Origin of the sequence: Streptomyces sp. SP18BB07 (assembly GCF_036322545.1) — a bacterium.
Lineage (GTDB): Bacteria > Actinomycetota > Actinomycetes > Streptomycetales > Streptomycetaceae > Streptomyces > Streptomyces deccanensis.
Genome location: NZ_JAQYWT010000309.1, coordinates 1 through 25,214, shown reverse-complemented (window position 1 = coordinate 25,214; position 25,214 = coordinate 1). Strand labels below are relative to the sequence as shown.

General features: G+C 69.3%; 23 protein-coding genes and 2 pseudogenes. 12 read left to right on the top strand and 13 right to left on the bottom strand.

Going from position 1 to position 25,214, the window contains the following annotated elements:
- Positions 1-70 precede the first annotated feature (70 nt).
- The 4 genes from PUR53_RS20855 to PUR53_RS20840 all read right to left on the bottom strand — a co-directional run bounded on the left by PUR53_RS20855 (position 71) and on the right by PUR53_RS20840 (position 3,448).
- Entirely contained in the window at positions 71-610 is a 540-nt protein-coding gene (locus tag PUR53_RS20855; protein ID WP_329896722.1) for an NAD(P)H-dependent oxidoreductase, read from the bottom strand.
- Positions 611-683: 73 nt separating this feature from the next.
- On the bottom strand, positions 684-1,664 hold the full coding sequence (locus PUR53_RS20850; RefSeq protein ID WP_329896721.1) for an aldo/keto reductase: 981 nt from the start codon (positions 1,662-1,664) through the stop codon (positions 684-686).
- A gap of 381 nt (positions 1,665-2,045) precedes the next feature.
- On the bottom strand, positions 2,046-2,528 hold the full coding sequence (locus tag PUR53_RS20845; protein ID WP_329909253.1) for a nitroreductase family deazaflavin-dependent oxidoreductase: 483 nt from the start codon (positions 2,526-2,528) through the stop codon (positions 2,046-2,048).
- A 74-nt stretch (positions 2,529-2,602) separates the two neighbouring features.
- Positions 2,603-3,448: an SDR family oxidoreductase gene (locus PUR53_RS20840; protein ID WP_329909252.1), complete on the bottom strand. Its 846-nt coding sequence runs from the start codon at positions 3,446-3,448 to the stop codon at positions 2,603-2,605.
- 244 nt (positions 3,449-3,692) lie between these two features.
- On the opposite strand from PUR53_RS20840, the gene PUR53_RS20835 reads away from it, so the two are divergent.
- Positions 3,693-4,652 (top strand): helix-turn-helix domain-containing protein, encoded by a 960-nt coding sequence (locus PUR53_RS20835; RefSeq protein ID WP_329896718.1) that lies wholly within the window; start codon positions 3,693-3,695, stop codon positions 4,650-4,652.
- Positions 4,653-4,861: 209 nt separating this feature from the next.
- On the opposite strand, the gene PUR53_RS20830 is transcribed toward PUR53_RS20835, so the two are convergent.
- The gene (locus PUR53_RS20830; RefSeq protein ID WP_329909251.1) at positions 4,862-7,021 is read right to left on the bottom strand and encodes a glycogen debranching N-terminal domain-containing protein; all 2,160 of its coding nucleotides are present in this window, start codon (positions 7,019-7,021) and stop codon (positions 4,862-4,864) included.
- Positions 7,022-7,231: 210 nt separating this feature from the next.
- Between PUR53_RS20830 and PUR53_RS20825 the strand changes: the two genes are divergently transcribed.
- The 5 genes from PUR53_RS20825 (at position 7,232) to PUR53_RS20805 (ending at position 13,744) form a co-directional block, all read left to right on the top strand.
- Positions 7,232-8,257 (top strand): LacI family DNA-binding transcriptional regulator, encoded by a 1,026-nt coding sequence (locus tag PUR53_RS20825; RefSeq protein WP_329896716.1) that lies wholly within the window; start codon positions 7,232-7,234, stop codon positions 8,255-8,257.
- Between the two features lie 160 nt (positions 8,258-8,417).
- Positions 8,418-9,665, top strand: coding sequence for a sugar ABC transporter substrate-binding protein (locus PUR53_RS20820; RefSeq protein ID WP_329909250.1), 1,248 nt, complete (start codon positions 8,418-8,420; stop codon positions 9,663-9,665).
- 52 nt (positions 9,666-9,717) lie between these two features.
- Complete coding sequence (locus tag PUR53_RS20815; protein ID WP_329909249.1) at positions 9,718-11,001, top strand: carbohydrate ABC transporter permease; 1,284 nt, start codon at positions 9,718-9,720, stop codon at positions 10,999-11,001.
- Between the two features lie 106 nt (positions 11,002-11,107).
- On the top strand, positions 11,108-12,025 hold the full coding sequence (locus PUR53_RS20810; RefSeq protein WP_329896713.1) for a carbohydrate ABC transporter permease: 918 nt from the start codon (positions 11,108-11,110) through the stop codon (positions 12,023-12,025).
- A 54-nt stretch (positions 12,026-12,079) separates the two neighbouring features.
- Positions 12,080-13,744, top strand: coding sequence for a glycoside hydrolase family 13 protein (locus tag PUR53_RS20805; protein ID WP_329909248.1), 1,665 nt, complete (start codon positions 12,080-12,082; stop codon positions 13,742-13,744).
- A gap of 482 nt (positions 13,745-14,226) precedes the next feature.
- Here PUR53_RS20805 and PUR53_RS20800 read toward each other — a convergent pair whose 3' ends face one another.
- Complete coding sequence (locus PUR53_RS20800; RefSeq protein WP_329909247.1) at positions 14,227-14,598, bottom strand: DoxX family protein; 372 nt, start codon at positions 14,596-14,598, stop codon at positions 14,227-14,229.
- 85 nt (positions 14,599-14,683) lie between these two features.
- Positions 14,684-15,358 (bottom strand): SDR family NAD(P)-dependent oxidoreductase, encoded by a 675-nt coding sequence (locus PUR53_RS20795; protein WP_196455817.1) that lies wholly within the window; start codon positions 15,356-15,358, stop codon positions 14,684-14,686.
- 101 nt (positions 15,359-15,459) lie between these two features.
- On the opposite strand from PUR53_RS20795, the gene PUR53_RS20790 reads away from it, so the two are divergent.
- Entirely contained in the window at positions 15,460-16,152 is a 693-nt protein-coding gene (locus PUR53_RS20790; protein ID WP_329909246.1) for a TetR/AcrR family transcriptional regulator, read from the top strand.
- Between the two features lie 77 nt (positions 16,153-16,229).
- Here the strand turns inward: PUR53_RS20790 and PUR53_RS20785 are convergent, their stop codons facing one another.
- Together PUR53_RS20785 and PUR53_RS20780 are read right to left on the bottom strand one after the other, a co-directional pair.
- Positions 16,230-16,877 carry a response regulator transcription factor gene (locus PUR53_RS20785; RefSeq protein WP_329896709.1) on the bottom strand — a complete coding sequence of 216 codons (648 nt, stop codon included), beginning with the start codon at positions 16,875-16,877 and terminating at the stop codon, positions 16,230-16,232.
- A complete protein-coding gene (locus PUR53_RS20780; RefSeq protein ID WP_329896708.1) occupies positions 16,874-18,097 on the bottom strand; it encodes a sensor histidine kinase in 1,224 nt (407 codons plus the stop codon). Before PUR53_RS20780 ends, PUR53_RS20785 begins: the two co-directional genes overlap by 4 nt.
- A gap of 178 nt (positions 18,098-18,275) precedes the next feature.
- Here PUR53_RS20780 and lgt point away from each other — a divergent pair, with 178 nt between their 5' ends.
- Both lgt and PUR53_RS20770 read left to right on the top strand, forming a co-directional pair.
- The gene (gene lgt / locus PUR53_RS20775) at positions 18,276-19,142 is read left to right on the top strand and encodes a prolipoprotein diacylglyceryl transferase (protein ID WP_329896707.1); all 867 of its coding nucleotides are present in this window, start codon (positions 18,276-18,278) and stop codon (positions 19,140-19,142) included.
- Positions 19,143-19,173: 31 nt separating this feature from the next.
- Positions 19,174-19,596 carry a DUF6069 family protein gene (locus PUR53_RS20770; RefSeq protein ID WP_329896706.1) on the top strand — a complete coding sequence of 141 codons (423 nt, stop codon included), beginning with the start codon at positions 19,174-19,176 and terminating at the stop codon, positions 19,594-19,596.
- A 96-nt stretch (positions 19,597-19,692) separates the two neighbouring features.
- On the opposite strand, the gene PUR53_RS20765 is transcribed toward PUR53_RS20770, so the two are convergent.
- Entirely contained in the window at positions 19,693-19,896 is a 204-nt protein-coding gene (locus PUR53_RS20765) for a hypothetical protein (protein WP_329896705.1), read from the bottom strand.
- Between PUR53_RS20765 and PUR53_RS20760 the strand changes: the two genes are divergently transcribed.
- Both PUR53_RS20760 and PUR53_RS20755 read left to right on the top strand, forming a co-directional pair.
- The gene (locus PUR53_RS20760; protein WP_329909244.1) at positions 19,895-20,185 is read left to right on the top strand and encodes a DUF6207 family protein; all 291 of its coding nucleotides are present in this window, start codon (positions 19,895-19,897) and stop codon (positions 20,183-20,185) included. The two genes, PUR53_RS20765 and PUR53_RS20760, sit on opposite strands and share 2 nt — an antisense overlap.
- A 630-nt stretch (positions 20,186-20,815) precedes the next feature.
- The gene (locus PUR53_RS20755; protein WP_329896703.1) at positions 20,816-21,691 is read left to right on the top strand and encodes an IS5 family transposase; all 876 of its coding nucleotides are present in this window, start codon (positions 20,816-20,818) and stop codon (positions 21,689-21,691) included.
- A 25-nt stretch (positions 21,692-21,716) separates the two neighbouring features.
- Here the strand turns inward: PUR53_RS20755 and PUR53_RS20750 are convergent, their stop codons facing one another.
- The 3 genes and pseudogenes from PUR53_RS20750 to PUR53_RS20740 all read right to left on the bottom strand — a co-directional run bounded on the left by PUR53_RS20750 (position 21,717) and on the right by PUR53_RS20740 (position 24,112).
- Complete coding sequence (locus PUR53_RS20750; RefSeq protein ID WP_033532220.1) at positions 21,717-22,058, bottom strand: DUF5713 family protein; 342 nt, start codon at positions 22,056-22,058, stop codon at positions 21,717-21,719.
- Between the two features lie 112 nt (positions 22,059-22,170).
- A pseudogene (locus PUR53_RS20745) lies at positions 22,171-22,335 on the bottom strand (transposase); the annotation flags it as partial.
- A 79-nt stretch (positions 22,336-22,414) separates the two neighbouring features.
- Positions 22,415-24,112 (bottom strand): annotated as a pseudogene (locus PUR53_RS20740) (ISAzo13 family transposase).
- 191 nt (positions 24,113-24,303) lie between these two features.
- Between PUR53_RS20740 and PUR53_RS20735 the strand changes: the two are divergent.
- Positions 24,304-24,927: a histidine phosphatase family protein gene (locus PUR53_RS20735; protein ID WP_329909243.1), complete on the top strand. Its 624-nt coding sequence runs from the start codon at positions 24,304-24,306 to the stop codon at positions 24,925-24,927.
- The last annotated feature ends 287 nt before the right edge of the window (positions 24,928-25,214 follow it).

The following is a 25,214-nucleotide window of genomic DNA, read 5'->3' as shown; positions in this document are numbered from 1 at the left end:
TCACAGGGTGGCGGGTGCACTTCACTCGCCGGGAGCTGACACGGCCTCGGCTCTCGTCGTGAGAGTGCGGTCAGGCGGCGAAGGAGGCGAGCAGTTCGTTGTACTGCTTGGCGGCGGTGTTCAGGTCCTGGTCGGAGAGGCCGAAGGCGGTGCCGTACAGCTTGACCATCGGCTGGATGTCGAACTGGCACAGCCGCAGGGTGGCGTGCCAGTTGCTGAGGAGGGTCTCGATGGTGGCCTGGTTCGAGCCTTCGGGGGTGTAGTGGTCGGCGGGGACGCCGGCGGTGACGGCGACGACGGCCTTCTTGCCGGCCAGCTGCGAGGCGGAGCCGTCCATGGTGAAGGCCCAGCCGAGGGTGAAGACCTTGTCCTGCCACTGTTTGAAAAGAGGGGTGGTGTTGTACCAGAACACAGGGTGCTGGAAGACGATCACATCGTGGTCGGCCAGCAGTGCCTGCTCGGCTGCGGCGTCGATCTGGAAGTCGGGGTAGGTGGCGTAGAGGTCGTGCACGGTGACGTGGGCCAGGTCGCGGACGGCGTCCACCAGCGCTTTGTTGGCCTTCGACTGGGACAGATCGGGGTGACCGACGACAAGGAGAACCTTGGACATGATGAAGAACCTTTTCAGTGATCAGTGAAATGTGAACGGATGCGGGTTGATCGGGGGTGGCGGGTCAGTCAGATCACCGGTCGATGGTGGCCATGTTCGCCTCGTTGTGGCGTTCGCCCGCGGCCGGTGTGAGGTTGTTCAGTCGGTCGAGCTGAGTGGCGCTGAGTTCGATGGCGTCGGCGGCGGTGTTCTCCTCGACGCGTGCGACTCGCCGGGTTCCGGGGATGGGGGCGATGTCGTCGCCTCGGGTCAGCAGCCAGGCCAGTGCGGTCTGTGCCGGGGTGGCTCCGATCTCGGCGCCGATTGCCCGTACTTCGTCGACGATGCGCAGGTTGCGCTGGAAGTTCTCGCCGGTGAAGCGCGGGTTGGTCTTGCGCCAGTCGTCGTCGGCGAAGTCGTCGACGGTGCGGATCTGCCCGGTCAGCAGGCCATGTCCGAGCGGGGAGTAGGGCACGAACCCGATGCCGAGCTCGCGCAGCAGCGGAAGGATTTCGGCCTCGACGTCACGCGTCCACAGGGAGTATTCGGTCTGCAGTGCGGCCACCGGATGGACGGCGTGTGCCCGGCGGATCGTGGCGGGGCTGGCCTCGGAGAGTCCGATGTGGCGCACCTTGCCCTCGGCGACCAGCTCCGCCAGCGCGCCGACGGTCTCCTCGATGGGGGTCTTCGGGTCAACGCGGTGCTGGTAATAGAGGTCGATGTGGTCGGTGCCGAGCCGCAGGAGTGAGCCTTCGACGGCGGTCCTCACGTTGGCGGGGCTGCTGTCGATGACGCCGGGGCCGTCGCCGGCGTGCGAGACGAGGCCGAACTTCGTTGCGATGACGACGTCGTCGCGGTGGCCCTTGATGGCCTTGCCGACGAGTTCCTCGCTGTGGAAGGGGCCGTAGATCTCGGCGGTGTCGATGTGGGTGACGCCGAGGTCCAGGGCCCGGTGGATGGTGCGGATCGACTCGGCGTCATCGAGGCCCCCGCCCGTGGTGTAGGTGCCGGCCATGGTCATGGCTCCCAGGCCGATGCGGGAGACATCGAGCCCGCCCAGTGATACGTGCTGCATCAGGTACTCCTTGTCGTGACGGCCGTCAGACCGGTCGGCGGTCGTGCGTAGGGGGTGCGCCACCAGTTGGCGGACCGTGCTGGGCGTAACCGCGCGCTGTCGGCGCGGGCGCCGCCGGCCGGGTCGCGAGTCGGGGCTGTAGGCGCACCCGGTGGCTGCCGGCCTCGGCCTGGCGTGGTGCTCAGACGTGGATGTCGTCGCAGGTCAGGCTGCCGAGGACATCCAGGCGCGGTCGTCCGTGATGTGCTTCACCCAGGCAAGCCGGGCGCGCACCCAGCCGATCACGGGGGATGCGAACCGGCCGCTGTCAGGTGGGGGCCGACGCTGGTGTCGGCAGGACCAGGCGGCGGGGGATCCGCAGGTTGAATCGGCTGCGCCGGGTCAGTGCTCGTGGGCCGCCGGCTCCAGAATGAGGACCGGGATCTCACGGTCTGTGTTCTTCTGGTACTCGGCGTAGTCGGGGAACGCCTCGACGGCTCGGGCCCACCACAGGGCCTTCTCGTCCCCGGTCACCTCGCGTGCCAGCATGTCCTGGCGCACCGGGCCGTCCTGAAGCTCGACCCTGGGGTCGGCCACCGCGTTGTGGTACCAGACCGGGTGGGTGGGGGCTCCCGCCATGGAGGCGATGACGGCGTAGGAGCCGTTGTGCTCCACCCGCATGACGGGCGTCTTGCGGATCTTGCCGCTCTTCGCGCCCAGGGTGGTCAGGATGACCACGGGCAGGTCTCGGAGCCTCTTGTCTTCTTCACGCGCGACCAGGACACTCAGCGTCGTTCCCTGCGTACCTCCGGAGCTTTCGTACAGCTCAACCTGGTCACGCACAAACTGCGCCTTGCTCGGCTCGTACTCGCCTTTGAGGGGCATGCTAGCTCTCTCCGTGCTGTCGAAAAGGCACCCGGCAGCCGTCCTCCGTCCCGGCCGGGTGCGGGGCGTGGTGCTCAGGCGTGAGCGTCGTCGTAGGCCAGGCTGTCGCCCAGCTCGCGGGATGCCTCGGCCTGGGCAAGAAGCTCCTTCGCCTTGGCCTCGGCAGCCTCGATGGCGTCCGCACCGGCGACGAATCGCAGCAGCGGCTTGTCCTGGCAGACGATGGTCAGCAGGGCGCGGGCGAGCTTGGCCGGGTCGCCGGGCTGCTGGCCGTTCATGCTCTTCATGCCCTCGATCCGCGGGGCGGTGCGCGGGGCGTAGTCGTCGATGGACAGCTCGGGCCAGTTGGTGGAGCCGTCCACGAGGAGTTCGGTGCGGAAGTAGCCGGGCTCCACGATCGTGGTGTTGATGTTGTACGGCTCGACGTCGTAGCGCAGGGACTCCATCCAGCCCTCTTCCGCGAACTTGGAGGCGGCGTAGGCGGAGGTGAACTCCATGCCGACCAGCCCGGCGGTCGAGGTGATGGTGATGACGTGGCCGGCGCGCTGTGCTCGCATGTGGGGAAGGACGGCGCGGGTGACGTTCATCGGGCCGAAGAGGTTGGTCTCGAACTGCCGGCGCATCTGCGCGGGCGTGATCTCCTCGAAGTAGCCGGTGAAGAGGTTCCCGGCGTTGTTGATCAGGACGTCGATGCGGCCGAAGCGGTCGACGGCTGCCTGCGCGGCGGCCTCGGCGTCGTCCAGGCTGGTGACGTCGAGCCTGGTGACCAGCAGATTGTCCTGCGGTCCGCCCAGGGTCTTCTCGACCTCGTCGGGGCGGCGGCCGGTGGCGACGACCTGGTGGCCGGCGGTGAGGGCCTCCCGGGCGATGTCGGTGCCCAGACCGCGTCCGGCACCGGTGACGAGAATGACCTTGCTCATGGGGTTTCCTTTCAGGCGCCGAGATCCGGCACCCGCTGTCTGCGGGGGTGATGCCTGCAGCGCCGACAGCGCCGCAGAGAGGGATGGGAGCGGCGGCACGAGCGCCGTCTGTCTGGACGGTTCACACCACCGCAGGCTGTGCACCACCAACAGAACCGGCTGTCACGCGGGGGTGGGAGTCCCTCATGAGGGGGTCACTGACAGGGACCCCCAACCCGGCGGACGCGCTCGTAGAGTGAAGCGCATGGCAGGCAGAAACGACCAAAACGGCACCAACCGCGACATCCGCGATGATTTCCGCGCGGAGATCCGGGAATTCCTCGGTACGCGGCGCGCCAGGGTCACCCCCGAGCAGGCCGGACTGCCCCTGTACGGCGGAGAGCGCCGACGGGTCACCGGGCTGCGCCGCGAGGAGGTCGCCCTCCTCGCGGGCATCTCCAGCGAGTACTACACCCGGTTGGAGCGCGGCAACGCCACCGGCGTCTCCGAGAGCGTCATCGAAGGCATCGCGCAAGCGCTGCAGCTCGACGAGGCCGAACGCATCCACCTGCTCGACCTCCTGCGCGGGGCCGGCACGACCCGCCCGCCACGCCGCCGCCCGGCCCAGCTGCGTGTACGGCCTGCGGTGCAGCGCGTCCTCGACTCGATGGCCGGCACACCCGCGTTCATCCTCAGCGGACGCGGGGACATCCTGGCCGCCAATCACCTCGGGCGCGCCCTGTTCTCCCCCGTCTACGCCGACCCGGTACGGCCGCCGAACAACGCCCGGTTCGTCTTTCTCAGCCCGCACGCGACCGAGTTCTTCCGCCACTGGGACGAAGTCGCCAATGACACGGTTGCCATGCTGCGCGCCGAGGCCGGCCGCGACCTCTACGACCGGCGGCTGACGGACCTGATCGGGGAGCTGTCCACCCGCAGTGAGGAATTCCGTCGCCGCTGGGCGGCCCACAACGTCCGGATGCACACCACCGGCGTGAAGCTCCTCCACCACCCGGTTGTCGGCGACCTCGACCTGCCCTTCGAAACCTTCCCGCTCCCCGACGGCCCCAGCCAGTTCCTCCTCACCTACACCGCTGAACCCCACTCACCCTCGCAGGACGCCCTGAACCTGCTGGCCAGCTGGGCCGCGACCAACGACGACATCGAGCAGTCCGCGCCGGCCAACGACTCCCAGCCCGCTGATTCGGGCGAGACACCCGACTGACCGACGACCCCGCGAGTCGATCTGCGGCCCGAGACCGCTGGGGTGACGTTGCACTCCAGCTCGCGGTACTGCGGACAAACGGACAACTGCCAACCCCCGCCCTAACTTGGGCTCGCCGGCCCAGCCCGGCTGCAGAGCAGGACCAGGCACGGGGGTGGCCAGCATCGGCTCCGGCAGCGTCCACTCACGCATGATGCCTTCCACCCAGGTCATCGGCCGCCCGGGTGACCGATGACCGGACCGGTCTTGGTCGGGCACGGCGCCGGGTGTTTCTCGACGGTCAGTCCTGCGGGTGCCGAGACCGATTCGATCCGGCCGTCGGAGTCGATGGTGAGGTCGAGCTGTTCTCCCGCGACGGTGAGCCCGGTGATGGTGAGGGCGCCGACGGGGAGTGGGCCTGTCGGTCGGAGGTGGAGGCGGCCGGCGGGTACGTCGGGTTCCAGTCCGGTCAGCGCGGACATGAGGGCGATGGCTGATGCTGCGGACCAGGCTTGTGGTCGGCAGGCGGCGGGGCAGGGGACGGGGGCGGGGGTGTCCGCGCGTGCGTCGCCGCCCCACAGTTCCGGCAGGCGGTAGTCGAAGGCCGGTGCTGCGTCGAGGAGGCCTTCGATGAGCTGGACGGCGGCTTCGGGGTGTCCGGTGCGGGCGAGGCCGGTGACGGCGATGGCGGTGTCGTGGGGCCAGACGGCGCCGCAGTGGTAGCGCAGTGGGCCGAAGCCGCCGGATGCCGACGACATTGTGCGCAGCCCGTAGCCGTCTGACATGTCGGGGGCGGCGAGCCGTGCGGCGACGGCGGCACTCTCGTCGGCGTTGAGGATGCCGGTGGCCAGGAGGTGGCCCATGTTGCTGGTGACGGCGTCGACGGGGCGGCCCGAGCCGTCGAGTGCCATGGCCGGGTAGGGGCCGTGCTGGTCGCGGACCCAGAACCGGGCGCGGAAGCGGTCGGCGAGGTCGGCCGCGAAGGTCCGCCAGCGTTCGCCGCCCGGAAGCCCGAAGGCGTCGAGGAGTGCCGCGCCGGCGAGGGCCGCTTCGTAGGCGTATCCCTGTACTTCGGCGAGAGCGAGGGGAGCTTCGGCGAGGCGGCCGTCGGCGAACCGGGCGGCGTCCGCGGAGTCCTTCCAGCCCTGGTTGGCCAGTCCGGTGCCGGTGTGGTCGATGTAGGAGAGGAACCCGTCTCCGGCCTGGGCGGCGGTGTCGATCCAGCCGAGCGCCGCCTGGAGCGCGGGCAGCAGCGGTTCGATGTCGGTGGCGGGCAGGCCCCAGCGCCATGCGTCGTGGAGGAGGCAGACCCACAAGGGGGTCGCGTCGACCGTGCCGTAGTAGACGGGCGGCAGGACAAGGCCCTGGCCGTCGTCGAAGACCCCGCTCCGGACCTCGTGGAGGATCTTGCCCGGTTCTTCCTCCGTCGCTGGATCGGTGCGGGTGCCCTGCTGGGCGGCCAGGGTGCGCAGGGTGCCCAGTGCGAGGTCGGTGCCCAGTGGCAGGAGCATCCGTGCGGCCCACAGGCTGTCCCGGCCGAAGAGCGTGAAGAACCAGGGGACGCCTGCGGCGAGGAAGGTGTCACCGGGGGAGGCGCTGGTGGCCATGCGCAGGGAGTGGAGGTCGTCCAGGCTCTGCGTGACGAGCGCGGGCAGGCGGCGGTCGTCGGCGGTGACCTCCGGGCGCTGCCAGGTGGGCCGGGGGTCGGCGGCCGTGACGACGGCGTCGGGTTGCGAGACCTCGACGGCCAGGTGCAGGTCGACGTTCTCGCCGGGCTGGACCGTGAGGGTCCAGGTCAGCGTGGGACGCTCGGCGTCGGGTGTCGCGCCGGGGGCGCTGACGGCGACCTCGACGGCCTCGTCGCCCCAGCGCAACACGCCGTCGCCGCAGAGCAGTTCGCCCGTCGCCCGGAGAGGAGACCGGGCTGCCCGGCCCGCCTTCGCGTGCTCCAGAGGTGCGAGGTCCCCGGCGATCTCGACCCGGACGGCGAGATGCACCGGCCTCGTCGCGGTGGAGCGGACCGTCAGCTGCTCGGTGAGAAGGCCGGGATTGACGATGCGCCGCCGGTCTACCCGGACGGTCGGGTCGGGAACGGCGTCGCCGAGCGCCTGGGCCAGGCCGACGAAGCGGCTGCGTCCGGGTCCCTCCGCCGCGTTCATGACCGCGACGGCCGGCAGCCAGCCCTCGCCACCGTCCGCCGCCCCGGTGCCGGGGCGCAGCGTCACGCGCAGCAGACTCACCGCGCGCACGTCGGCGTGGAAGAGCCCCTGCACGCCGGCTCCGGGAGCGGCGGCGTCGAGATTGCCGTCCGGATTGGACAGGACGACGGTCGGGGCGGCGAGGGTGACCGAGAGGTCGTGCAGGAGCGGCTGCCGCTCGGGTGAAGTCATGGAAGCTCCGTCCGGTGCCCTCGTGTGTCGTGGGCGGTTGGTGAGGCGATTCGTGACTGCGCCGGCTCTTGACAGTCCGGGCGCCGATCGCCACAGTAACCGATTGGAACGCTAAATTTAACGTTCAAATCCAAGCGGGACGGCGACGCACTGCGGTGCCGCAACGGCGGATACGCTGCGGAGCAGTGAACTTGTGGAGGTGGCTTCGCGATGGCGCGAGTAACACTCGAAAGCGTGGCGCGGCATGCCTCTGTGTCGATGCAGACGGTGTCCAACGTCATCAACGCGCCGCATCGGGTGCGGCCGGAGACCCTGGCCCGCGTGCAGGCCGCCATCAAAGAGCTCAACTACCGCCCGAACCAGGCTTCCCGGACGCTGCGGACCCGGCGTTCCCAGCTGATCGGCGCCCGCATCGAGCCGCCGCGCGACGGCGTCAACGGCGCCGTCCTCGCCCACTTCCTGCAGTCGCTGACCGCCCGTACCCAGGAGGCCGGCTACCGGATCGTGGTGTTCACGGCGACCGACGACGACCACGAGTGCTCCCTGTACGAACAGCTCCTCGACGATCACGATCTCGACGCCTTCGTCCTGCACGCCACCCACGCCGGCGACCGCCGGACGGCGTGGCTCACCGAGCGCCGAGTGCCGTTCGTGACCTTCGGCCGCCCCTGGGGGGCTGAACCAGATGCCCCGCAGCGGCACGGCTGGGTCGATGTCGACGGTGCGCAAGGGACCCTTGCCGCGACCCGGCACCTCATCGAGACCGGCCACCAGCGGATCGCCTTCCTCGGCTGGCCGGAAGGTTTAGAGGTAGGTGACGACCGGCGCAGCGGCTGGTCCTCCCTCCTCGCCGTCTCCGGAATCGACACCCCTGCCGGCTACGACGCGGGCGTCCCCGACGGGCTGGACACCGGTCGCGAGGCCGCCGCGGCGATGCTCGACCTGCCCACCCCGCCGACCGCGATCGTCTGCGCGAGCGACTCGCTGGCGCTGGGGGCCTGGACCGAGATCACCGCGCGTGGACTGCGCCCGGGGGCCGATGTCGCGGTGGTCGGCTTCGACGATTCCCCGACTGCGGCGGTCGTCGGCCTGAGCAGTGTGGCGCAGCCGTACGACGAAGCCGCCGCCGCCTGCCTGCGGATGCTTCAGGAACTGCTGGCGGCCCCCAAGAAGCCGCCCAGTCTGCCCGCCCCGGTCCTGCTGCCGCCCCGGCTCGTCGTCCGGGCGAGCGGCTGAGCCGCTCAGCAGCAACCCGCACCCTTCTCACCCCTGCCGGGCGGCTCCGTAGTCCGCTCCCTCAACACCCGCGATCCCGCTCATAGCCCCAGTGCGGCGACGGGATGCGGTCCCCTCTACCACCGGTTCGTCAGGTCGGCCTTGCACAAGGAGATTTATCATGAGAAATCCGCGTATCCGCTGGGCGGTCGGTGCCGTCGCGCTGCTGTCGCTCAGCCTGACGGCCTGTGGTGGCAGCGGGTTCGACGACACCGACAAGGCAGACAGTCAGGAGTCGACCGGCCCCGCCTCGATCAAGGTCCTCATCGCCGCCAGCGGCGACGCCGAGAAGAACGCCGTCACCGACGCGGCCGGCGCATGGGCGACGAAGTCCGGCAACAAGGCGACCGTCACCCAGGCCACGGACATCAACCAGCAGCTCGGCCAGGGCTTCGCCGCGAACACCCCGCCGGACGTCTTCTACGTCGACGCCGGCCGCTTCGCGACGTACGCCAGCGCGGGCAGCCTCGAACCGTACGGCGACAGCTTCGAGGGGAAGGACGACTTCTACCCCGCGCTGCGCCAGGCCTTCACCTACGACGGCAAGCTCTACTGCGCCCCCAAGGACTTCTCCACGCTCGCCCTGCAGATCAACACCAAGGCGTGGAAGAAGGCCGGCCTGACGGACGCCGACATCCCCACCACCTGGGAGGAACTGGAGGCCGTGGCCAAGAAGCTGACCACGGGCAAGCAGGTCGGCCTCGCCCTCGGCGACACGCGCGACCGGATCGGTGCCTTCATGGTCCAGGCCGGCGGCTGGGTGACGAACAAGGACGCCACCAAGGTCACCGCGGACTCCCCGGAGAACCTCGAGGCCCTGAAGTTCGTCCAGTCGCTGCTCGCCGACGGCTCGGCCAAGTACCCCAAGCAGCTCGACTCCGGCTGGTCGGGCGAAGCCTTCGGCAAGCAGAAGGCCGCCATGACGATCGAGGGCAACTGGATCGCCGGCGCCATGAAGAACGACTACCCGGACGTCAAGTACAAGGCGGTCCCGCTGCCGGCCGGACCTAAGGGCAAGGGCACCCTCGCCTTCACCCAGTGCTGGGGCATCGCGGCGAAGAGCAAGAACAAGGCCGCGGCCCTCGACTTCGTCAAGGCGATGACCGCCAAGGACAACCAGCTCACCTTCGCCGAGGCGGTCGGCGTGATGCCGTCGCGACAGTCCGCCCAGGCCGACTACGTCGCGCAGTTCCCGCAGGACAAGCCCTACATCGACGGTGCCGCGTACGCCCAGGCCCCGGTGAACGTCGCCAAGATCGACCAGGTGCTCGCCGACTTCGACACCGGCCTTCAGGGCCTGCCCAAGGCCGACCCGGAGGAGATCCTCGCGCGACTGCAGAAGAACGCGCAGGCGGTCGTAGGCCAGTAACCCGGGACCACCCGGACCACCCGGATACGAACCGAACGAGAGTGAATCTGCGATGAGTGAACCGAACCCCGGGCCCGCACAGGGCCCGGGTGGCGGCGGCCCGGTCCCGGCCCGCCCGGAAGGCACCGCGAAGGCCGACGCCCCGTCCTCCGTGCCGCGCGGGCGCCGCAAGGACACGGGCCCCGACGGCACCAAGGCAGGTCGAGGGGCTGGTGGCAGCCGCCGCACCCCTGCCCCTCGCGGCGGTATCCGGGGCCGGGAAGGTCTCGCCGGCTGGCTGTTCGTCTCACCCGTCCTCGTCGTGCTCGGACTCTTCCTGGTCGTGCCGATCGTCATGGCGCTCTGGGTGAGCCTGTCCGACTGGCACGGCCAGGGCAGCCCCTTCTCGTCCAGGGTGGACTTCGTCGGCGGACAGAACTACGCGCCACTGGTCACCGAACCCGGCCTGCCGCAGAGCGACTTCATGATGAGCCTGCGCAACAACGCCTACTACGTGCTCTTCGTCGTCCCGCTGCAGACCGCGCTCGCGCTGGGCCTGGCGCTCCTGGTCAACGGCAGACGGCTGAAGGGCAAGGGGTTCTTCCGCACCGCGTACTACTTCCCGTCGGTGACGAGCTCGGTCGCGATCTCGGTGGTCTTCCTGTTCATCTTCTCCTCCAGCGGCGTCGTCAACTCACTGCTGGCGAAGATCGGAGTCGATGGACCGGCCTGGTTCGCTGATCCTCGCGGCATCATCCACCTCGCCCTCGGCGCCCTCGGCGTGAACACCGACGCACCACCGTCCGCACTCGCCGACACCAGCGTCGGCGGCCTGTCCCTGTGGGAGTGGTTCTCCGGCCCCAGCGTGGCCATGACCGCGATCATCGCATTGGTCGTGTGGACGACGGCGGGCACGTTCATGCTCATGTTCCTCGCCGCGCTGCAGGACATCCCCCTCGAGGTCGAGGAGGCCGCCGAGATCGACGGCACCGGGCGCTGGCAGCGCTTCCGCCACGTCACGCTGCCCATGCTCAAGCCGACCCTCTTCCTCGTCCTGACCCTCGGACTCATCGGCACCTGGCAGGTCTTCGACCAGATCTACGTCATGACCCGGGGCGAACCGGCCAAGACGACGATGACGCCCGCGTTCCTGTCGTACCAGTCCTCGTTCATCAACAACGAGTGGGGACAGGGCAGTGCCATCGCCTTCATCCTCTTCGCGATCATCGTCGCGATGACCCTGCTGCAGCGGTTCGTCCTGCGCGACAAGGACGAGGCCCGCGCCAAGGCAGCCACCCGGCGAGCGGCGAAAGCGGCACGCTCCGGATCCGGCCCGACCACGAGGGTGGCCGGATGACCCGCACCGCTGCAACGGCCCACCCTGGACCCCGGGGAGCTGACGCAACCGCGCCCACCACAGCCGCCCCGGCGGCCACAGCCGACGCCCACAACAGAGGCACGCGATGAGCCCACAGCACAAGCTCGCCGACGCAGACACCACAGCGCACACAGTCGAGCAACACACAACCCGCCGCTCAGGCAACCCCTCGCGCCGCGGCAGTGCCCTTACGCGCGCTCTGGGTTACACCGTCCTCACCGCCGTCGCGCTGCTCTACATCTACCCGTTCCTCATCCAGCTCGCGACGAGCTTCAAGACCGACGCGGACGCCACCAGCCACCCGCTGTCGCTGTGGCCCCAGCACTTCACGACAGCCGCCTTCAGCCGGCTCGCCGATGCGGACTATCCGCGCTGGTTCACGAACTCCGTCGTCGTCGCACTCTTCGTCACCGCGGGCCGTGTGTTCTTCGACTCCCTCGCCGGATACGCACTGGCCCGGCTGCGCTTCCGCGGCCGGGGCGCACTGTTCGCCGCCGTCATCGCGGTCATGGCCGTCCCCAGCGTGGTCCTGCTCATCCCGAAGTTCCTCGTTCTCAACCAGCTCGCGATGTACGACTCCTACGCCGGGATGATCGTGCCGCTGCTCGCGGATGCCGCGGGGGTGTTCATCATGAAGCAGTTCTTCGAGTCGATCCCGGTCAGTGTCGAGGAAGCGGCCCGCATCGACGGCGCGAGCACCTTCCGGATCTTCTGGTCCATCGTGCTGCCGATGGCCAAGCCGGCCCTCATCACCCTGACCATCCTGTCGTTCCAGGGATCGTGGAACGAACTGCCGCACTTCATCGTGTCCCGCCAGAGCCCGGAACTGAACACCCTCACCTCCGGGGTCGCCTCACTCGTCTCCGGCCAGCTCGGTGAGGGCAACCTGTACCCGATCAAGCTCGCGGCAGCCCTGCTCATGACCATCCCCGTGGCCCTGGTCTTCTTCGCCTTCCAGCGCCACTTCGTCCGCGGCGGCACGGCAGGCGCCACCAAGGGATAGCCGGGCGGGAAACCCGCTGCGATACGGACATCTCCTCCGACAGGACCGAGTTACATGCGCAACCCGACCCCCACGAACGACGTGACGAAGGACGCCGTGAACAGCGCCTGGTGGCGCTCCGCGGTCATCTACCAGGTGTACATACGCAGCTTCGCCGACGGCGACGGCGACGGAACCGGCGACATCGCCGGCCTCCGCTCCCGTCTGCGGTACCTGGCCGACCTCGGGGTCGACGCCATCTGGATCAACCCCTGGTACCCGTCCCCGCTGGCCGACGGCGGCTACGACGTCTCCGACTACCGCGGCATCCACCCCACGTACGGCACCCTTGACGAGGCCCGGAAACTGATCACCGAGGCCCACGACCTGGGCCTGCGGGTGATCCTGGACATCGTCCCCAACCACACCTCCGACCAGCACGCCTGGTTCCAGGAGGCACTGGCGGCGCCGCCCAGCTCCCCGGAACGCGACCGGTTCATCTTCCGCGACGGCAAGGGCGAGAACGGCTCGCTGCCGCCCAACGACTGGCACGCGGCCTTCGGCGGCCCCACCTGGACCCGCACGCCGGACGGCCAGTGGTACCTCCACCTCTTCGCCCCCGAACAACCCGACCTCAACTGGGACAACCCCGAGGTCCGGGCCGAGTTCGAGTCGATCCTGCATTTCTGGTTCGACCTGGGCGTCGACGGCTTCCGCATCGACGTCGCCCACGGCATGGTCAAGGACCCCGCCCTCCCGGACCTCCGCCTGACGGAGTTCTCCGTCATCACAGGCGAGGACCAGCAGAACCACCCGTACTGGGACCGCGACGGCGTCCACGACATCTTCCGCAGCTGGCGCGCCATCGCCGACAGCCACCCCGAACCCCGCGTCTTCGTCGCCGAGGCCCACGTCCGCCCCGGCCGCATGCCCGACTACCTCCGCGCGGACGAACTCCACACCGCCTTCAACTTCGACTTCCTCAGGTGCGCCCTGGAAGCGGACAAACTGAAGGAGGTCATCGACCGCACGATCACCGATCTGGCGAAGGTCGGCGCCCCCGCTACCTGGGTCCTCTCCAACCACGACGAGACACGCCACGTCACCCGTTACGGCCGCGCCCACACCGGCGTCACGACTCCGATGCGCCACCATGGCCACCCCACCGACCTCACCCTCGGCACCCGCCGGGCCCGAGCTGCGGCCCTGCTGATGCTGGCCCTGCCCGGCGGCGCGTACATCTACCAGGGCGAGGAACTCGGCCTCTACGAGGTCGAAGACCTCCCCGAGTCGGCCCTCCAGGACCCCACCTGGGAACGCTCCGGCCACACCGTCCGAGGCCGCGACGGCTGCCGCGTCCCCCTTCCCTGGGCCGGCGACACCCCGCCCTTCGGCTTCAGCACATACGGGTCCGCCACGCCCTGGCTGCCCCAGCCCGACGACTGGAAGTCCTACACCGCCGAAGCCAACCAGGCCGACCGTACCTCCATGCTCCAGCTCTACCGCTCCGCCCTGCGCCTGCGCCGCACCAACCCCAACCTGCGGGGCGAGGAGTTCCGCTGGCTGGACAGCCCGCCCGGCACACTCTTCTTCGAACGCGGCAACGGCCTGCTGTGCGCGGTCAACCTCTCCGACCGGCCGATCCCGCTCCCCGACGCCTGGAGCCCCCTCCTCGCCTCAGCACCGCTGAGCAAGGATGGGACGCTGCCGCCGGACACCACCGTCCTGCTGCTGGACTGACCCCGACGACGGCCACGGGATCACCCAGGCCGATCTCCCCCGCGCGCTCAATCGCGCCCGACTACTCCAGGGCCTGTCCGGTGTTCACTCCCCGCCGATCGGACAGGCCCTGGTCCATCTGTAGGAGCCAGATGAGGACGGAAGGCCGCATGATGTCCGTGGACAACGGACATTGAAGAACCCTGTCCATAACTTCGGTTATGCGTTGTTGAGCTGTCCACGGCTATCGGTCAGCGTCATGTCGATCACAGGGTGGCGGGTGCACTTCACCCGGCGAGGCCTCGCGTGGCTGAGGGAAGTGAGCCCATTCATACGGGAGTTCAATGCGCTGTTCGACGGTCTGGATCAGCGGCTGGATGACCTGGGCGTGCCCGAAGGTCAGCCGTTCTTGATCAGTCCGGTGGCCGAGTACGACCTCGCCTTGCGGTCCGGCCGGCGTGGTCGCGGGCCGGGCCGCTGTGAAGGGACGGGAGACCGGGTGGTCAGAAGGAGTAGGGCCCGAACCGGCCCCACATGATGATCGCGGCGACGATGAGCAGGATCGCGTTGAACCCGATGGCCTGCGGCTCCTTGCGGCGGGCGTGGAGGCCCATGGCCAGGACCATGATCACAGCCAGGCCGGTGGCGGCAAGCGGGGTGAGCAAGGTGGCGATGTCGAAGGCGCCCGGCAGGATCAGCCCGAGGGCGCCGGCGAGTTCGGCGACGCCGATCAGACGCACCACGGGTGTCGAGACGTCACTGACCCACGGCAGCTGGGATATGAGCTTTTCGCGGGACTGGGTGGACTTGGTGACGCCGGCGGCCGCGAACAGCGCGGCGAGGACGCCCTGCAGGATCCACAGGAACACGTTCATCGGAGCGGAGACCTTCTTTTTCGGATCCGCCGCGGCGGATGAGGAGTGATCGGGTCAGGCTTCCGCGGGGGAGAGCTGGGAGGCGTCAGCCGGTGAAGACGCGCTCGGCTTCGTCGCGCTGGGTGTGCAGGTCCCAGTAGAGAGGGGCGATGTCCTCGGCCTCGGCGGTCGGGATTTCGGGAGGGCCGCCCGCGCCGATCCACACGCCGATGGCGACGTGCGCGGCCTGGATGCCGGTGCCGGCCAGCTCCTTGTGCAGGTTGAGCGCCCAGTTGCGCAGCGCCGCCTGGGCGGGGTTGACGTTGCCGAGCATCGGGATGGGGTCGACCGAGCCGGCGCCGTTGGTGAAGAGCAGGGTGCCCGCGCCGGCCTCACGCATCGCGGGCAGGACGGCCTGGGTGGCGGTGATGGCGCTGTTGAGCAGGAAGTCGATCCATCCCTGTACATCGGAGGGGCTGGTCTGGGACGGGGAGGTGAGGTTCACGGAGGCGATGCTGGGAGCGGGGGAGTGCTCCAGGACGTCGATGCCGCCGAAGCGGGTGGCGGCGTCCTTGAGGGCCTGGGTCAGCGCGTCGTGGTCGCGCACGTCCGCCGGGAACGCGGCGGCGGTGATGCCCTCGGCGGTGAGCCGGCCGACGAGGTCGTCGAGCTTGGCGCGGTTGCGGGCGATGAGAGCGACGTCGTAGCCGCGCGAGCCGAAGGTGCGGGCGATGGCGAGGCCCATGCCGGGGCCGGCTCCGACGATGGCGATGCTGGGCATGGTGAAGTCCTTTCAAGTAAGTGGGCCAGGCATCCCACTTTTGCTGTCGCCCACCGTACAGCAGAAGCGGGCCGACCGGTCCACTTGGGTAGAGTGGGGGTATGACCTCGCCACCTTCGGACCAGACGCCAGGCCAGCAGCCCGGCCCGGGACTGCGCGCCGACGCCGAGCGCAACCGTTGCCGCATCCTGGCCGCTGCCCGCCGCCTCTACGCCACCGAAGGTCTCGGCGTCTCCATGGCCTCTGTCGCCCGCGAGGCAGGGGTCGGCAAGGCCACGCTCGGCCGGCGCTTCGCCACCCGGGAGGAACTCGTCAACGCGGTCTTCGCCGATCGCATGGATGCCTACGCCGACGCCGTCGCCGAGGCACTGGCCGACCCCGATCCCTGGCACGGCTTCATCAGCTACCTCCACGCCGTCTGCGCTATGCAGGCCGCCGACCGCGGCTTCGCCGACGTCCTGACCATGACCTTCCCCGCCGCCAAAGCGCTGGAAGCCCGCCGCGCCGAGGCATACGAGCGGCTGCTCGAGCTCATCACCCGTGCCAAGGACACCGGGCACCTGCGCGAGGACTTCACTCACCAGGACGTCGTCATCCTGCTCATCGCCAACGCCGGAGTCGTCACCGCCACCGGCGACGCCGCCCCCGACACCTGGCGCCGCCTCGTCGGCCACATGCTCCGCTCCTACGCCGCGCCCGGCGCGCCGATCCCCCCGCTGCCCGACGCCCCGAGGCCCACCGCCCTCTACCGCGCCATGGTCCGCCTCTCACAAGCCGGCCCGGGCACCGCCTAGTTCTACTCGGTGGAGGACCGACTGACGGAACTCCTCGGCCTCTCGCCGTACCGCCGAGCAACATTCCAGCAAGGCCTTCAGTCCATGCGGATGATTCCTCGGCCAAGTGCGGCGGTGACAGCGGCGGTCCGGTCGCGGACGTCGAGCTTGGTGTAGATGTGCAGCAGATGGGTCTTGACGGTGGCCTCGGAGAGGCGCAGGGCGCGGGCGATCTGTTTGTTGCTGTGCCCCCGGGCCACGGCGGACAGGACTTCGAGCTCCCTGCCGGACAAGCCGGCGCCCCGGTCGCCGCGCATATGGGCGAGGACCTTGGCGGCCACGGTGGGCGACAGTGCCGCGCCTCCCCGAGCCGCGGTCCGAACGGCCTCGCAGAGCTCGTGTCGTCCGGTGTCCTTGAGCAGGTAGCCGACTGCGCCGGCGTCGACGGCGGCAGTGATGTCGGCGTCCGTGTCGTAGGTGGTCAGGACGAGTACCCGCACCTCGGGGTGGGCGGCACGGATGGCGGTGGTCGCGGTCGTGCCGTCCATGCCGGGCATCTGCAGGTCCATCAGCACGACGTCGGGTGCGAGTGAGGCGGTCTGGCGCAGTGCCTCGGCGCCGGTGGCGGCTTCGCCGACGACCGTGAGATCGGGCTGGGTGGAGAGCATGGCGGCAAGCCCGTCACGGACCACGGGGTGGTCGTCGGCGAGAAGGACTCGGATCGTGGGACCGGCCGATGTCCTCATGACGCCGGGGCCATCCGCTCGGTGCCCGACACGGCTGAGGGGCCGGAGGCGGAAGGCTCGACCGGGAGTGGCACCGTGACGGCGACGGTCGTACCCTCGCCCGGGGCGCTTTCCACCGTGAACGTGCCATGCGAGGCGGCGATGCGCTCCCGCATGGTGATCAGGCCGACGCCCGTATGCCGGGCAGCAGGTGCGAACCCGGTGCCGTCGTCCTGGATGTCGATCGCCAGGACGTCGCCGAGGTACGAGAGCGTGACCGAGACACTCATCGCGCGGGCGTGCCGCCGGGCGTTGGTCAGTGCCTCCTGCACGACCCGCAGCAACTCGCCCTCGGTACTGGGAGGCAGGGCGGCCGGGCGGCCGGTCACGACCGTGTAGGCCTCGGTGCCGGTCTCCTCCGCGAGCCGGGCGGTGAGTTCGCGGACCGCGTCCGCCAGGTGGGTGCGGTCCAGTGGCGCCGGGCGAAGAGCGTGCACGAGGCGGCGGCTCTCGGCGAGGTTGTCCCGGGCCGTGCGCATGGCCTGCTCGACGCGGCGGGCCGCAGGGGAGTCGGGTGGCAGGTCGTCGCGTGCGGCGTCCAGCAGCATGGCGATGGAGGCGAACCCCTGGGTGAGCGTGTCGTGGACCTCGCGGGCCAGACGCTGACGTTCGGCCAGGGTACCCGCCTGGCGTTCCGCTGCCGCTCGTTCCGCCTGGGTGGCAGTCAGCTCGTCCAGGAGTCGCTGCCGCTTGTGACTCTCATGGTCGAGGGTGGCGACGTAGCAGGTGATCGTGACCGCCACGGCGGTAGCGAGCACGCAGCCCGTGAGCGCCCGTACGTCGACGGAGCCGTCCGTGGTGAGGCTCTGCCACGACCAGCCGGCGCCCAGCACCAGCATCCCGCCGGCCGACCACCAGGCCCGCCGCAGCCAGTACGGGCTCAGCACCGCCACGGCGACCGGGAGGAACGCGGGGTCCACCGTGGCCATGACCGCCCACCCGGACAGGGCCCCGACGAGGTAGGGCAGCGGCGGGCGGTCGGTGCCACCGCGCAGCGCGATCCAGTACGCATACCAAAGGGCGAGCCCCACCGCCGGGCCGATCCGCGACAGCGCGGCGCCGGTCGTCATATCCGCCCCGGCCAGCGCACCCGGCATGGACAAGGCGAGCACGGTGACGAAGAAGGCGTGCTGCCCCATGGCCTTCCACCGCTGCCGGTCCCACGCCTGTTGCAGTGCCATGGCCTACAGAGTAGGTGCAGCTGCGTAGCGGCAGAATCAGCCGACCAGCGGGGCGGCTCCACCGATCGGTGGATGCAGGGCGCGTCGATCGGTCGATGTGCGTGAGGGGCGCGGGCGGCGACGATCGGCCCCGCAGCCGACGGCCTGCTCTTCCACCGCCCCTTGTGAGGAACCACCAGTGCTCCTGGCCTTCATTCCCAGCCCGTCCATCGGCGAGGTCCACCTGGGTCCGCTCCCACTGCGCGGCTACTCAATGATGCTGATCCTCGGAATCACCGCCGCGGTGTGGCTGGGCGGCCGCCGCTGGGCCGCTCGCGGCGGAGAGAAGGCCGTCGTGGCGGACATCGCCCTGTGGGCGGTTCCATTGGGTGTCGTCGGTGCCCGCCTCTACCACGTGATCACGTCCGGCGAGCTGTACTTCGGCAAGGGCGGCGATCCGGTCAAGGTCCTTTTCATCTGGGACGGAGGCATCGGTATCTGGGGCGCCATCGCCGGTGGGGCCGTCGGAGCCTGGATCGGCTGCCGCCGCAAGGGCGTTGCCCTGTCCGCGTTCGCCGACGCCGTCGCTCCCGGCATCGCGCTGGGCCAGGCCATCGGCCGCTGGGGCAACTGGTTCAACCAGGAGCTCTACGGGCGGGCCACCACTCTCCCCTGGGCCCTGGAGATCGACCCCGCGCACCGGCCTGAGGCCACCCAGAACCTGGCCACGTATCACCCGGCGTTCCTGTACGAGTCGTTGTGGTGTCTCGGCGTGGTCGCCCTGGTCCTGTGGGCGGATCGCCGTTTCCGTCTCGACCGGGGGCGGGCGTTCGCGCTGTACGCCGCCGCGTACGCCGCAGGTCGCTTCTGGATCGAGTACCTGCGGGTGGACGAGGCCCACCACATCCTCGGCCTGCGCCTGAACAACTGGACCGCGCTGCTGGTTTTCGCCGTTGCCGTCCACTACCTCGTGGCTACGACACGGCGCGCGGCCGACAGGCGTGACGGCGTCGACGTCGGCCGTCTCCTTCAGCAAGTGGATGCCACCAGTAGCCCCAAGAACTGACCAATGTCCCTCACATCCGTATGGAGTTGCCATGTCCCGTGTCTCTGAGACGCTCCCCACCCGTCGGGGTCCGATCATGGTGGCGGGAGGTGTGTTCGTCGCCTTCCTGCTGTCCTCGCTGGTGAACGCGTTGATCGCCGTACTGGCGCACGCGCTCGGTGCACCGGACGACTTCCGCCCGTTGGAGCCCTCGTCGTACGTCTTTCTGACCGCGCTGGGAGTGCTGGGAGGGTCCGTCGGGTGGTCCCTCGTCCGCAGGTTCTCCTCCGATCCCGAACGGCTGCTCCGCCGACTCGTCCCGTCGGTCGTCGTATTGTCCTTCGTGCCGGACTTTTTCCTGTTCGGCGAGGGCGAGGTGACCGGTGTGGTGGCGCTGCTCGTGATGCACGTCGCGGTCGCGGCGATCGCAGTGCCGACGTACCGCAGAGTCATGCCACTGAGCTCGGCGCGCTGACCCACGCGCCGGCCGGGCCATAGAGCGTTGAGGAGGCACGATCCGCCCGGCACCCCCCCAAAGAACCCCCCGAAGACCGACCGGGACGGATAGTGATCAGCCCGCCCACCCGATGTCACGGACCTCGATCGCTCCGGCGTGCGGCATGTACTGGATCCAGCACCGCCGCCCGAAGGCCTCCCGGATCTCCCCAACCGAGCCCGGATCACGCACATCGGGCCAGGCCCGCAGATCCATCCGCGCTACCTCCACCAGCGCCATCACCTCCTGCCGCGCCCGGTCGTCCGGCAGCTGCGCCATGGCCTCCACCGCCAGTTCCTCCACCACCACGCCGTACCGCCTGGTCGTCGACGTCGCGGCCGCTGACGAAGCCACCGCGCTCGCCTTCCAGCAGCTGCTCGCCGGACGGGAGAAATGGCGAAAGCGGAGTGCGGACGACGCTGGATGCGAGGTCGGCCGCGCCAAGGACAGCGGGCAGCTGCGCGAGGACTTCACCAGCCGCGATCTCGTGCTGCTGATGGCCAACGCCGGATTCCTCGGCGCCACGGCCGATGCCCCCCCGGACGCCTGGCGCCGACTGATCGCCTGAATGATCCATTCCCGCGCCCGCAACCGGGCGATCTCCGCCGCGTCCTGGGGATCCCAGCCGGGGAGGCGGGGCGGGATGAGCGCCGCCAGGCGTTCTCGTGCGTCTCCCAAGCATCCAGCGGTTCGGCCGACCACGGTACCCGCCGGTAGACCGTCTGCAGATCAGCGCGGACCTGACGGAGTTCGTCCTGAGCGTCGGTCAGGTCCTGGGGGAAGTCGTACGAAGCTGCCACGAGGCAAAGGTACTGCTGTTCGAACCGCGCTCCGGCTCGCCGCGCGGCGACATCTCCTGCGCTAACTCTTGCGCCTTCTCCTGTGGCATCTCTTGCGCCTTCTCTTGCGCGAGCCTCGCCGACGCCGCCGTATCCGTGCAGGTCACCTGCACCGTACGGGCGTGGTCGGGCCGCTGGCATCCCCGTTGCGACCGCTTTTGCCTATGTCCTGGTTGGAGTTGAGGAGTGGGAGGGCGGGATGGGCGGCGTGGACGCTGCCGGGGATCGGGGCGCGCTCGCCGGGTTGCGCGCCGGGCGGGGCCGTCGCGCCGGGGCCGCCGACGGGCGGCGGCCGGGGAAGCTGGGGCGGCTAGGCCGTGTATCGAAAGTGGATCTTGGGCTGTGAATGATCACGGTTCATGGGGCGGGGAGATCTCACGGACGAGCAGTGGGCGGTGCTGGAGCCGTTGCTGCCGCAGGGGGCCAGGGCGGGGCGGCCGCCTGTCTGGCCTCGGCGGCGGCTGATCGACGGCATACGGTTCCGGGTGCGGACCGGTGTTCCGTGGCGGGACGTGCCCGTTGAGTACGGACCATGGAGCCGGATCTACGACCTGTTCCGCCGGTGGCAGCGGAACGGCACCTGGCAGCGGATCCTCACCCAACTCCAGTCCCTGGCCGATACGAAGGGTGCGATCACGTGGGATCTGAGCGTCGACTCCACAGTGTGCCGCGCCCATCAGCATGCGGCCGGGGCCCGCAAGCGGGGCGACCTGCAGAAAGAACCACCGGGCGGCATCTTCATCGAGCCCCATGATCACGGGCTGGGAAGATCACGCGGCGGGTTCACCACCAAGCTCCACCTGGCCGTCGAGCAGGGGCAAAAGCCCATGTCGATCGTGGTGACGGCGGGGCAGCGCGGCGACTCGCCGCAGTTCGAACCCGTGCTGGAGAAGGTCCGCGTGCCAGGCATCGGACCGGGGCGCCCACGCGTCCGCCCCGATCGAGTCCGGGCCGACAAGGCGTACGCCTCCCGCAAGAACCGCGCCTACCTGCGCCGCCGCGGGATCCGCTGCACCCTCCCGGACAAGGCCGACCAGGCCCGCAACCGCCAGAAGCTCGGTTCCCGCGGCGGCCGGCCACCGCATTTCGCCCCGGCCGACTACCGCCAGCGCCATGCGGTCGAGTGTGGGATCAACCGGCTCAAGAGACACCGCGCCGTCGCCACGCGATACGACAAGCTCGCCGTCCGCTACGAGGCGACCGTGTTGATCGCAGCTCTCAACGAATGGCTTTGACCAGCGAGGGCCTTCCCGATTTCGTTCACCAGTCCCGACCTGCGGTCAGCTCCTCCGCATCCGCGTCCGTGAACCCATACGCCGACGCGACGAATCGAAACTCGTCGCAGATCGACTCCCGCGCAACCGTCTCGATCTCACTGCCGGCTGCCACGAACTCCCTGTCCAGCAGGTTGAACTCCTCCGTCGCAGCCTCGGTGAGCACATACAAGGCATCCAGGCCCGACGGCTGCTCATCCTCAATGTGCTCACAAAGCCGCAGCAGGATCAACTTCCCCTGATCGACCACATGATTAGGGAAGTACGAGTCGTCGTACATCTGCCGAAGGAACTCGTGTTCCGCTACCTGCTGGTTTGTGATCGGCATGGCACTCCCTACTCCACGAAAAGCTGACGCGCCGATCATGCACAGCCCCACTGACAACGCCCACGATGAACGCCAGACCCCACGTGAACAGGACTTTCACAACAGGCCCTAGCAAGTACTCCCATTGGATACCGGCGTGCAGCACGTAGAGGATCCCGCACAGCACCTGCCGGTCCGGCAACGGCTTGCGGCCCGGATACCGAAAGCGGCGCTCACGCTGAGGCAGCAACGGCTCCAGGCGGTCCCACAGCTCATCCGACACGATCCACGGCGACATCCCCACGACACACCGAACGCACAACTGCCCATCAGGCAACGGCCATCAGCGCCGATCCACCTCATTGTGTTAGCCGTTGTTAGGGCTTGCTGGGAATCAACCACGTCGGTTTGATCTTGGGTTTCTCTGGGTCGAGGAATCTGGCGACGTCGGTCGGTGTGCGGAAACGGGCGGTTGAGGCGGGGATGCGAACGCCGTGGGCTTCCAGGAGCGGGCGGACATCTTTCACCGCACGGCTGATGGTCATGGCGGTGGTGTTGAAGAGCTGGCCGAGAAGCTCCTGAAGAGCGTGTTTTCGCAGGTAGAGGATGGTGACCAGGATCTGGTCGGCGGGGGTGAGTGTGGGTTTGCGGCCCGTGCCGCTTGCGACGCGGCGTGGTCCGCCGCGGGCTGCGTGACGGACCTGTTCGCGGTGCTCTTCCAGCCTGGGGATCAAGGTGTGGGTCAGGTCGCTGAGTTGCTTGCGGGACATGCCGGTCAGTTCGGGGTGCTGCAGGTCGTGGGGCGTGAGGGAGTGAGTGCCGCCAGCCGACCGCCCGCGTTGCCGCGGAAGGGCCAGGGGCGGTCGGTGATCCGCGGGGTGAAAGGTGTAGTTCCAGTCTCCGTGGAAGCGGCGGCGTGTGATCGGCAGGGCGGCGATGGCCTCGTCGCTGACGCGGATGCCGGTGGGGTACTCACCGGTGTCGAGTTCGGCGTGCACGGTCAGACCGGTGCGGCTTGTCGTCGCGGCGATGGTCTGGAGTATGACTTCGTGGCTGGTCAGGGGCCTGCCGCGCCAGTTCATGCTGATGTGGGAGAACAGCCGGTGCTCGATCTTGTTCCACTTCGATGTGCCCGGCGGCAGGCGACACGCGGTGATGTCCAGGCCGGTTTCGGCGGCGAGGTCAGCCAGATGGGTCTTCCAGCCGCGGGTCCGGTAGCCGTTGGAGCCCCCGCCGTCAGCCGTGATCAGCAGTCGGCGGGCGCGGGGGTAGTCGTACCGGCCGCGGACCTGCCACCAGCGGCGGATCGAGGCGACGGCGAACGCGGCCGTGTCGTGATCGGTGCCGATGGTGACCCAGCCGGTGTTCGCCGCCATGTCGTAGACGCCGTACGGGATCGCCTTCTCGGCCTGGCCGGGGAAGTCGTGCGTGTTGACCTTCACGGGGGGTCTTGGCGGGCCGCCACTCGTGTCCGGCGTTCTTGAAGTCGCCGATCAGCTCCTTCTTCTTGCTGTCCACGCTGATCACCGGGTCTCCGGCGTCCCTGTGATCCCGTGCCTGCTCGTTGAGGTAGCGGAACTGGGCGTCCCGGTCCGGGTGTTGAGTGCCTTCGATGGTCTTGGTGTTGGCCTGCAGGCTGAAGCCTTCCTCCCGCAGCAGGCCGGCGACCGTGTCGGCGGAGACCCGGTGGCCCTTCCGGGTCAGCTCCGCCGCCAGCTTCCGGGTCGACTTCGTTGTCCACCGCAGTGGCGACATCGGATCGCCCCGCTCGTCGGGCTCGACTAACGCCAGCAGCGCAGGTCGTAGCCCCGCATCCAGCTCGGTCGCTTTCTTTCTACCTCCGCCAAGACGACGGACCCGCCCCAACGGGCCCTGGCCGGACTCCAGTTCAGCGATCCCGCGCGAGACCGTGCCCTCCGGACCCCGGCCGCAGCAGCCACCAGCCTGATCCCGCCATGCCCCAGCGACCGCGCCTCCGCCCCCATGGCCAGTCGGCGCTGACGCTCGTCCAGATGCGGTAGCAACGCCTGGAACTTCGCAGCCAGGGCGGTCTCGATCCCCTCCGGTCTCCCCATACCACGACAACGATCTCAGGAGCCGGAAGCCACGACTTGATTCCCGGCAAGCCCTTAGGGCCTGTCCTCCGCTTGGGGCTCGCGACGCCTTGATCCGCCGAAGGTAGATCCCAGCCCTTCATGGAACCGGCCTGCGCCGGTCGGCGTCCCTCCAGGAGCCAGCAAGATCGACTCCAATGGAGGACCTGCCCATGACCGGCACGGCCGCCCGCTATCTCTATCTCACCCGGCACGGCGAGGCCTCGTCGGATGAGAGCCAGCTGACGGACGCGGGCCGCCACCAGGCCTCCCTGCTCGGGGAGAGGCTCCGTGGGGTTCCGCTGACGGCGATCCATCACGGACCGCTCGCCCGCGCAGAACAGACTGCCCGGCTGGTTGGCGAACGGCTCGACGACGTCCCCCTGCGGCGTTCCGATGCGGCTGGCGACTACATTCCGTACCTGCCGCCGCGCGAGGAGCTGCCGCCCGAGACGGCCGACGCCATGCTTGGGTTTCTGGGCCAGTTTCCGGCCGAGGAACGCGAGCAGGGGCCCGGGCTCGCGGCGGCGGCGCTCGAGGAGTTCACCGGACCCGTGGTCGGCGACGAGCCGTGCCACGAACTCGTCATCACCCACAACTTTCTTGTCGGCTGGCTCGTCCGAGCTGCCCTCGACGCCCCGAAGTGGCGCTGGATGGGCATCAACCAGGCCAACGCGGCGTTGACTGTCATCCGCTACGCGCCCGGTCGCCCCCCGTCGGTTCTCCTCTTCAACGACACCGGCCACCTCCCCGCCGAGCTCCGCTGGACCGGCTTCCCGCAGGAGCTCCACGTCTGAGGCGCACCGCTTCCTCCGGATCACCTTGCGGACCAGCTTTGGATGCCCGCGACGTGCAGGGCTGCCAGGCCTTCAGGATCACCGCACGCAACGGTGAGGCTCGCACCAACACCGCCCGAGACACCACGGATTAGAAACACGCACTTAGCTTGTTCTTTATCTACCAAGACCTGCCGGGCTTGCCGATGGCCTTGAGGGTCTCGGGGCGTTTGACGGTCTTGCCGACGTCGTAGCGGGGTGCCCGGCGTCTGTTCTTGACACCGGGTGGCCGTCCGGGGCCGGCGCCT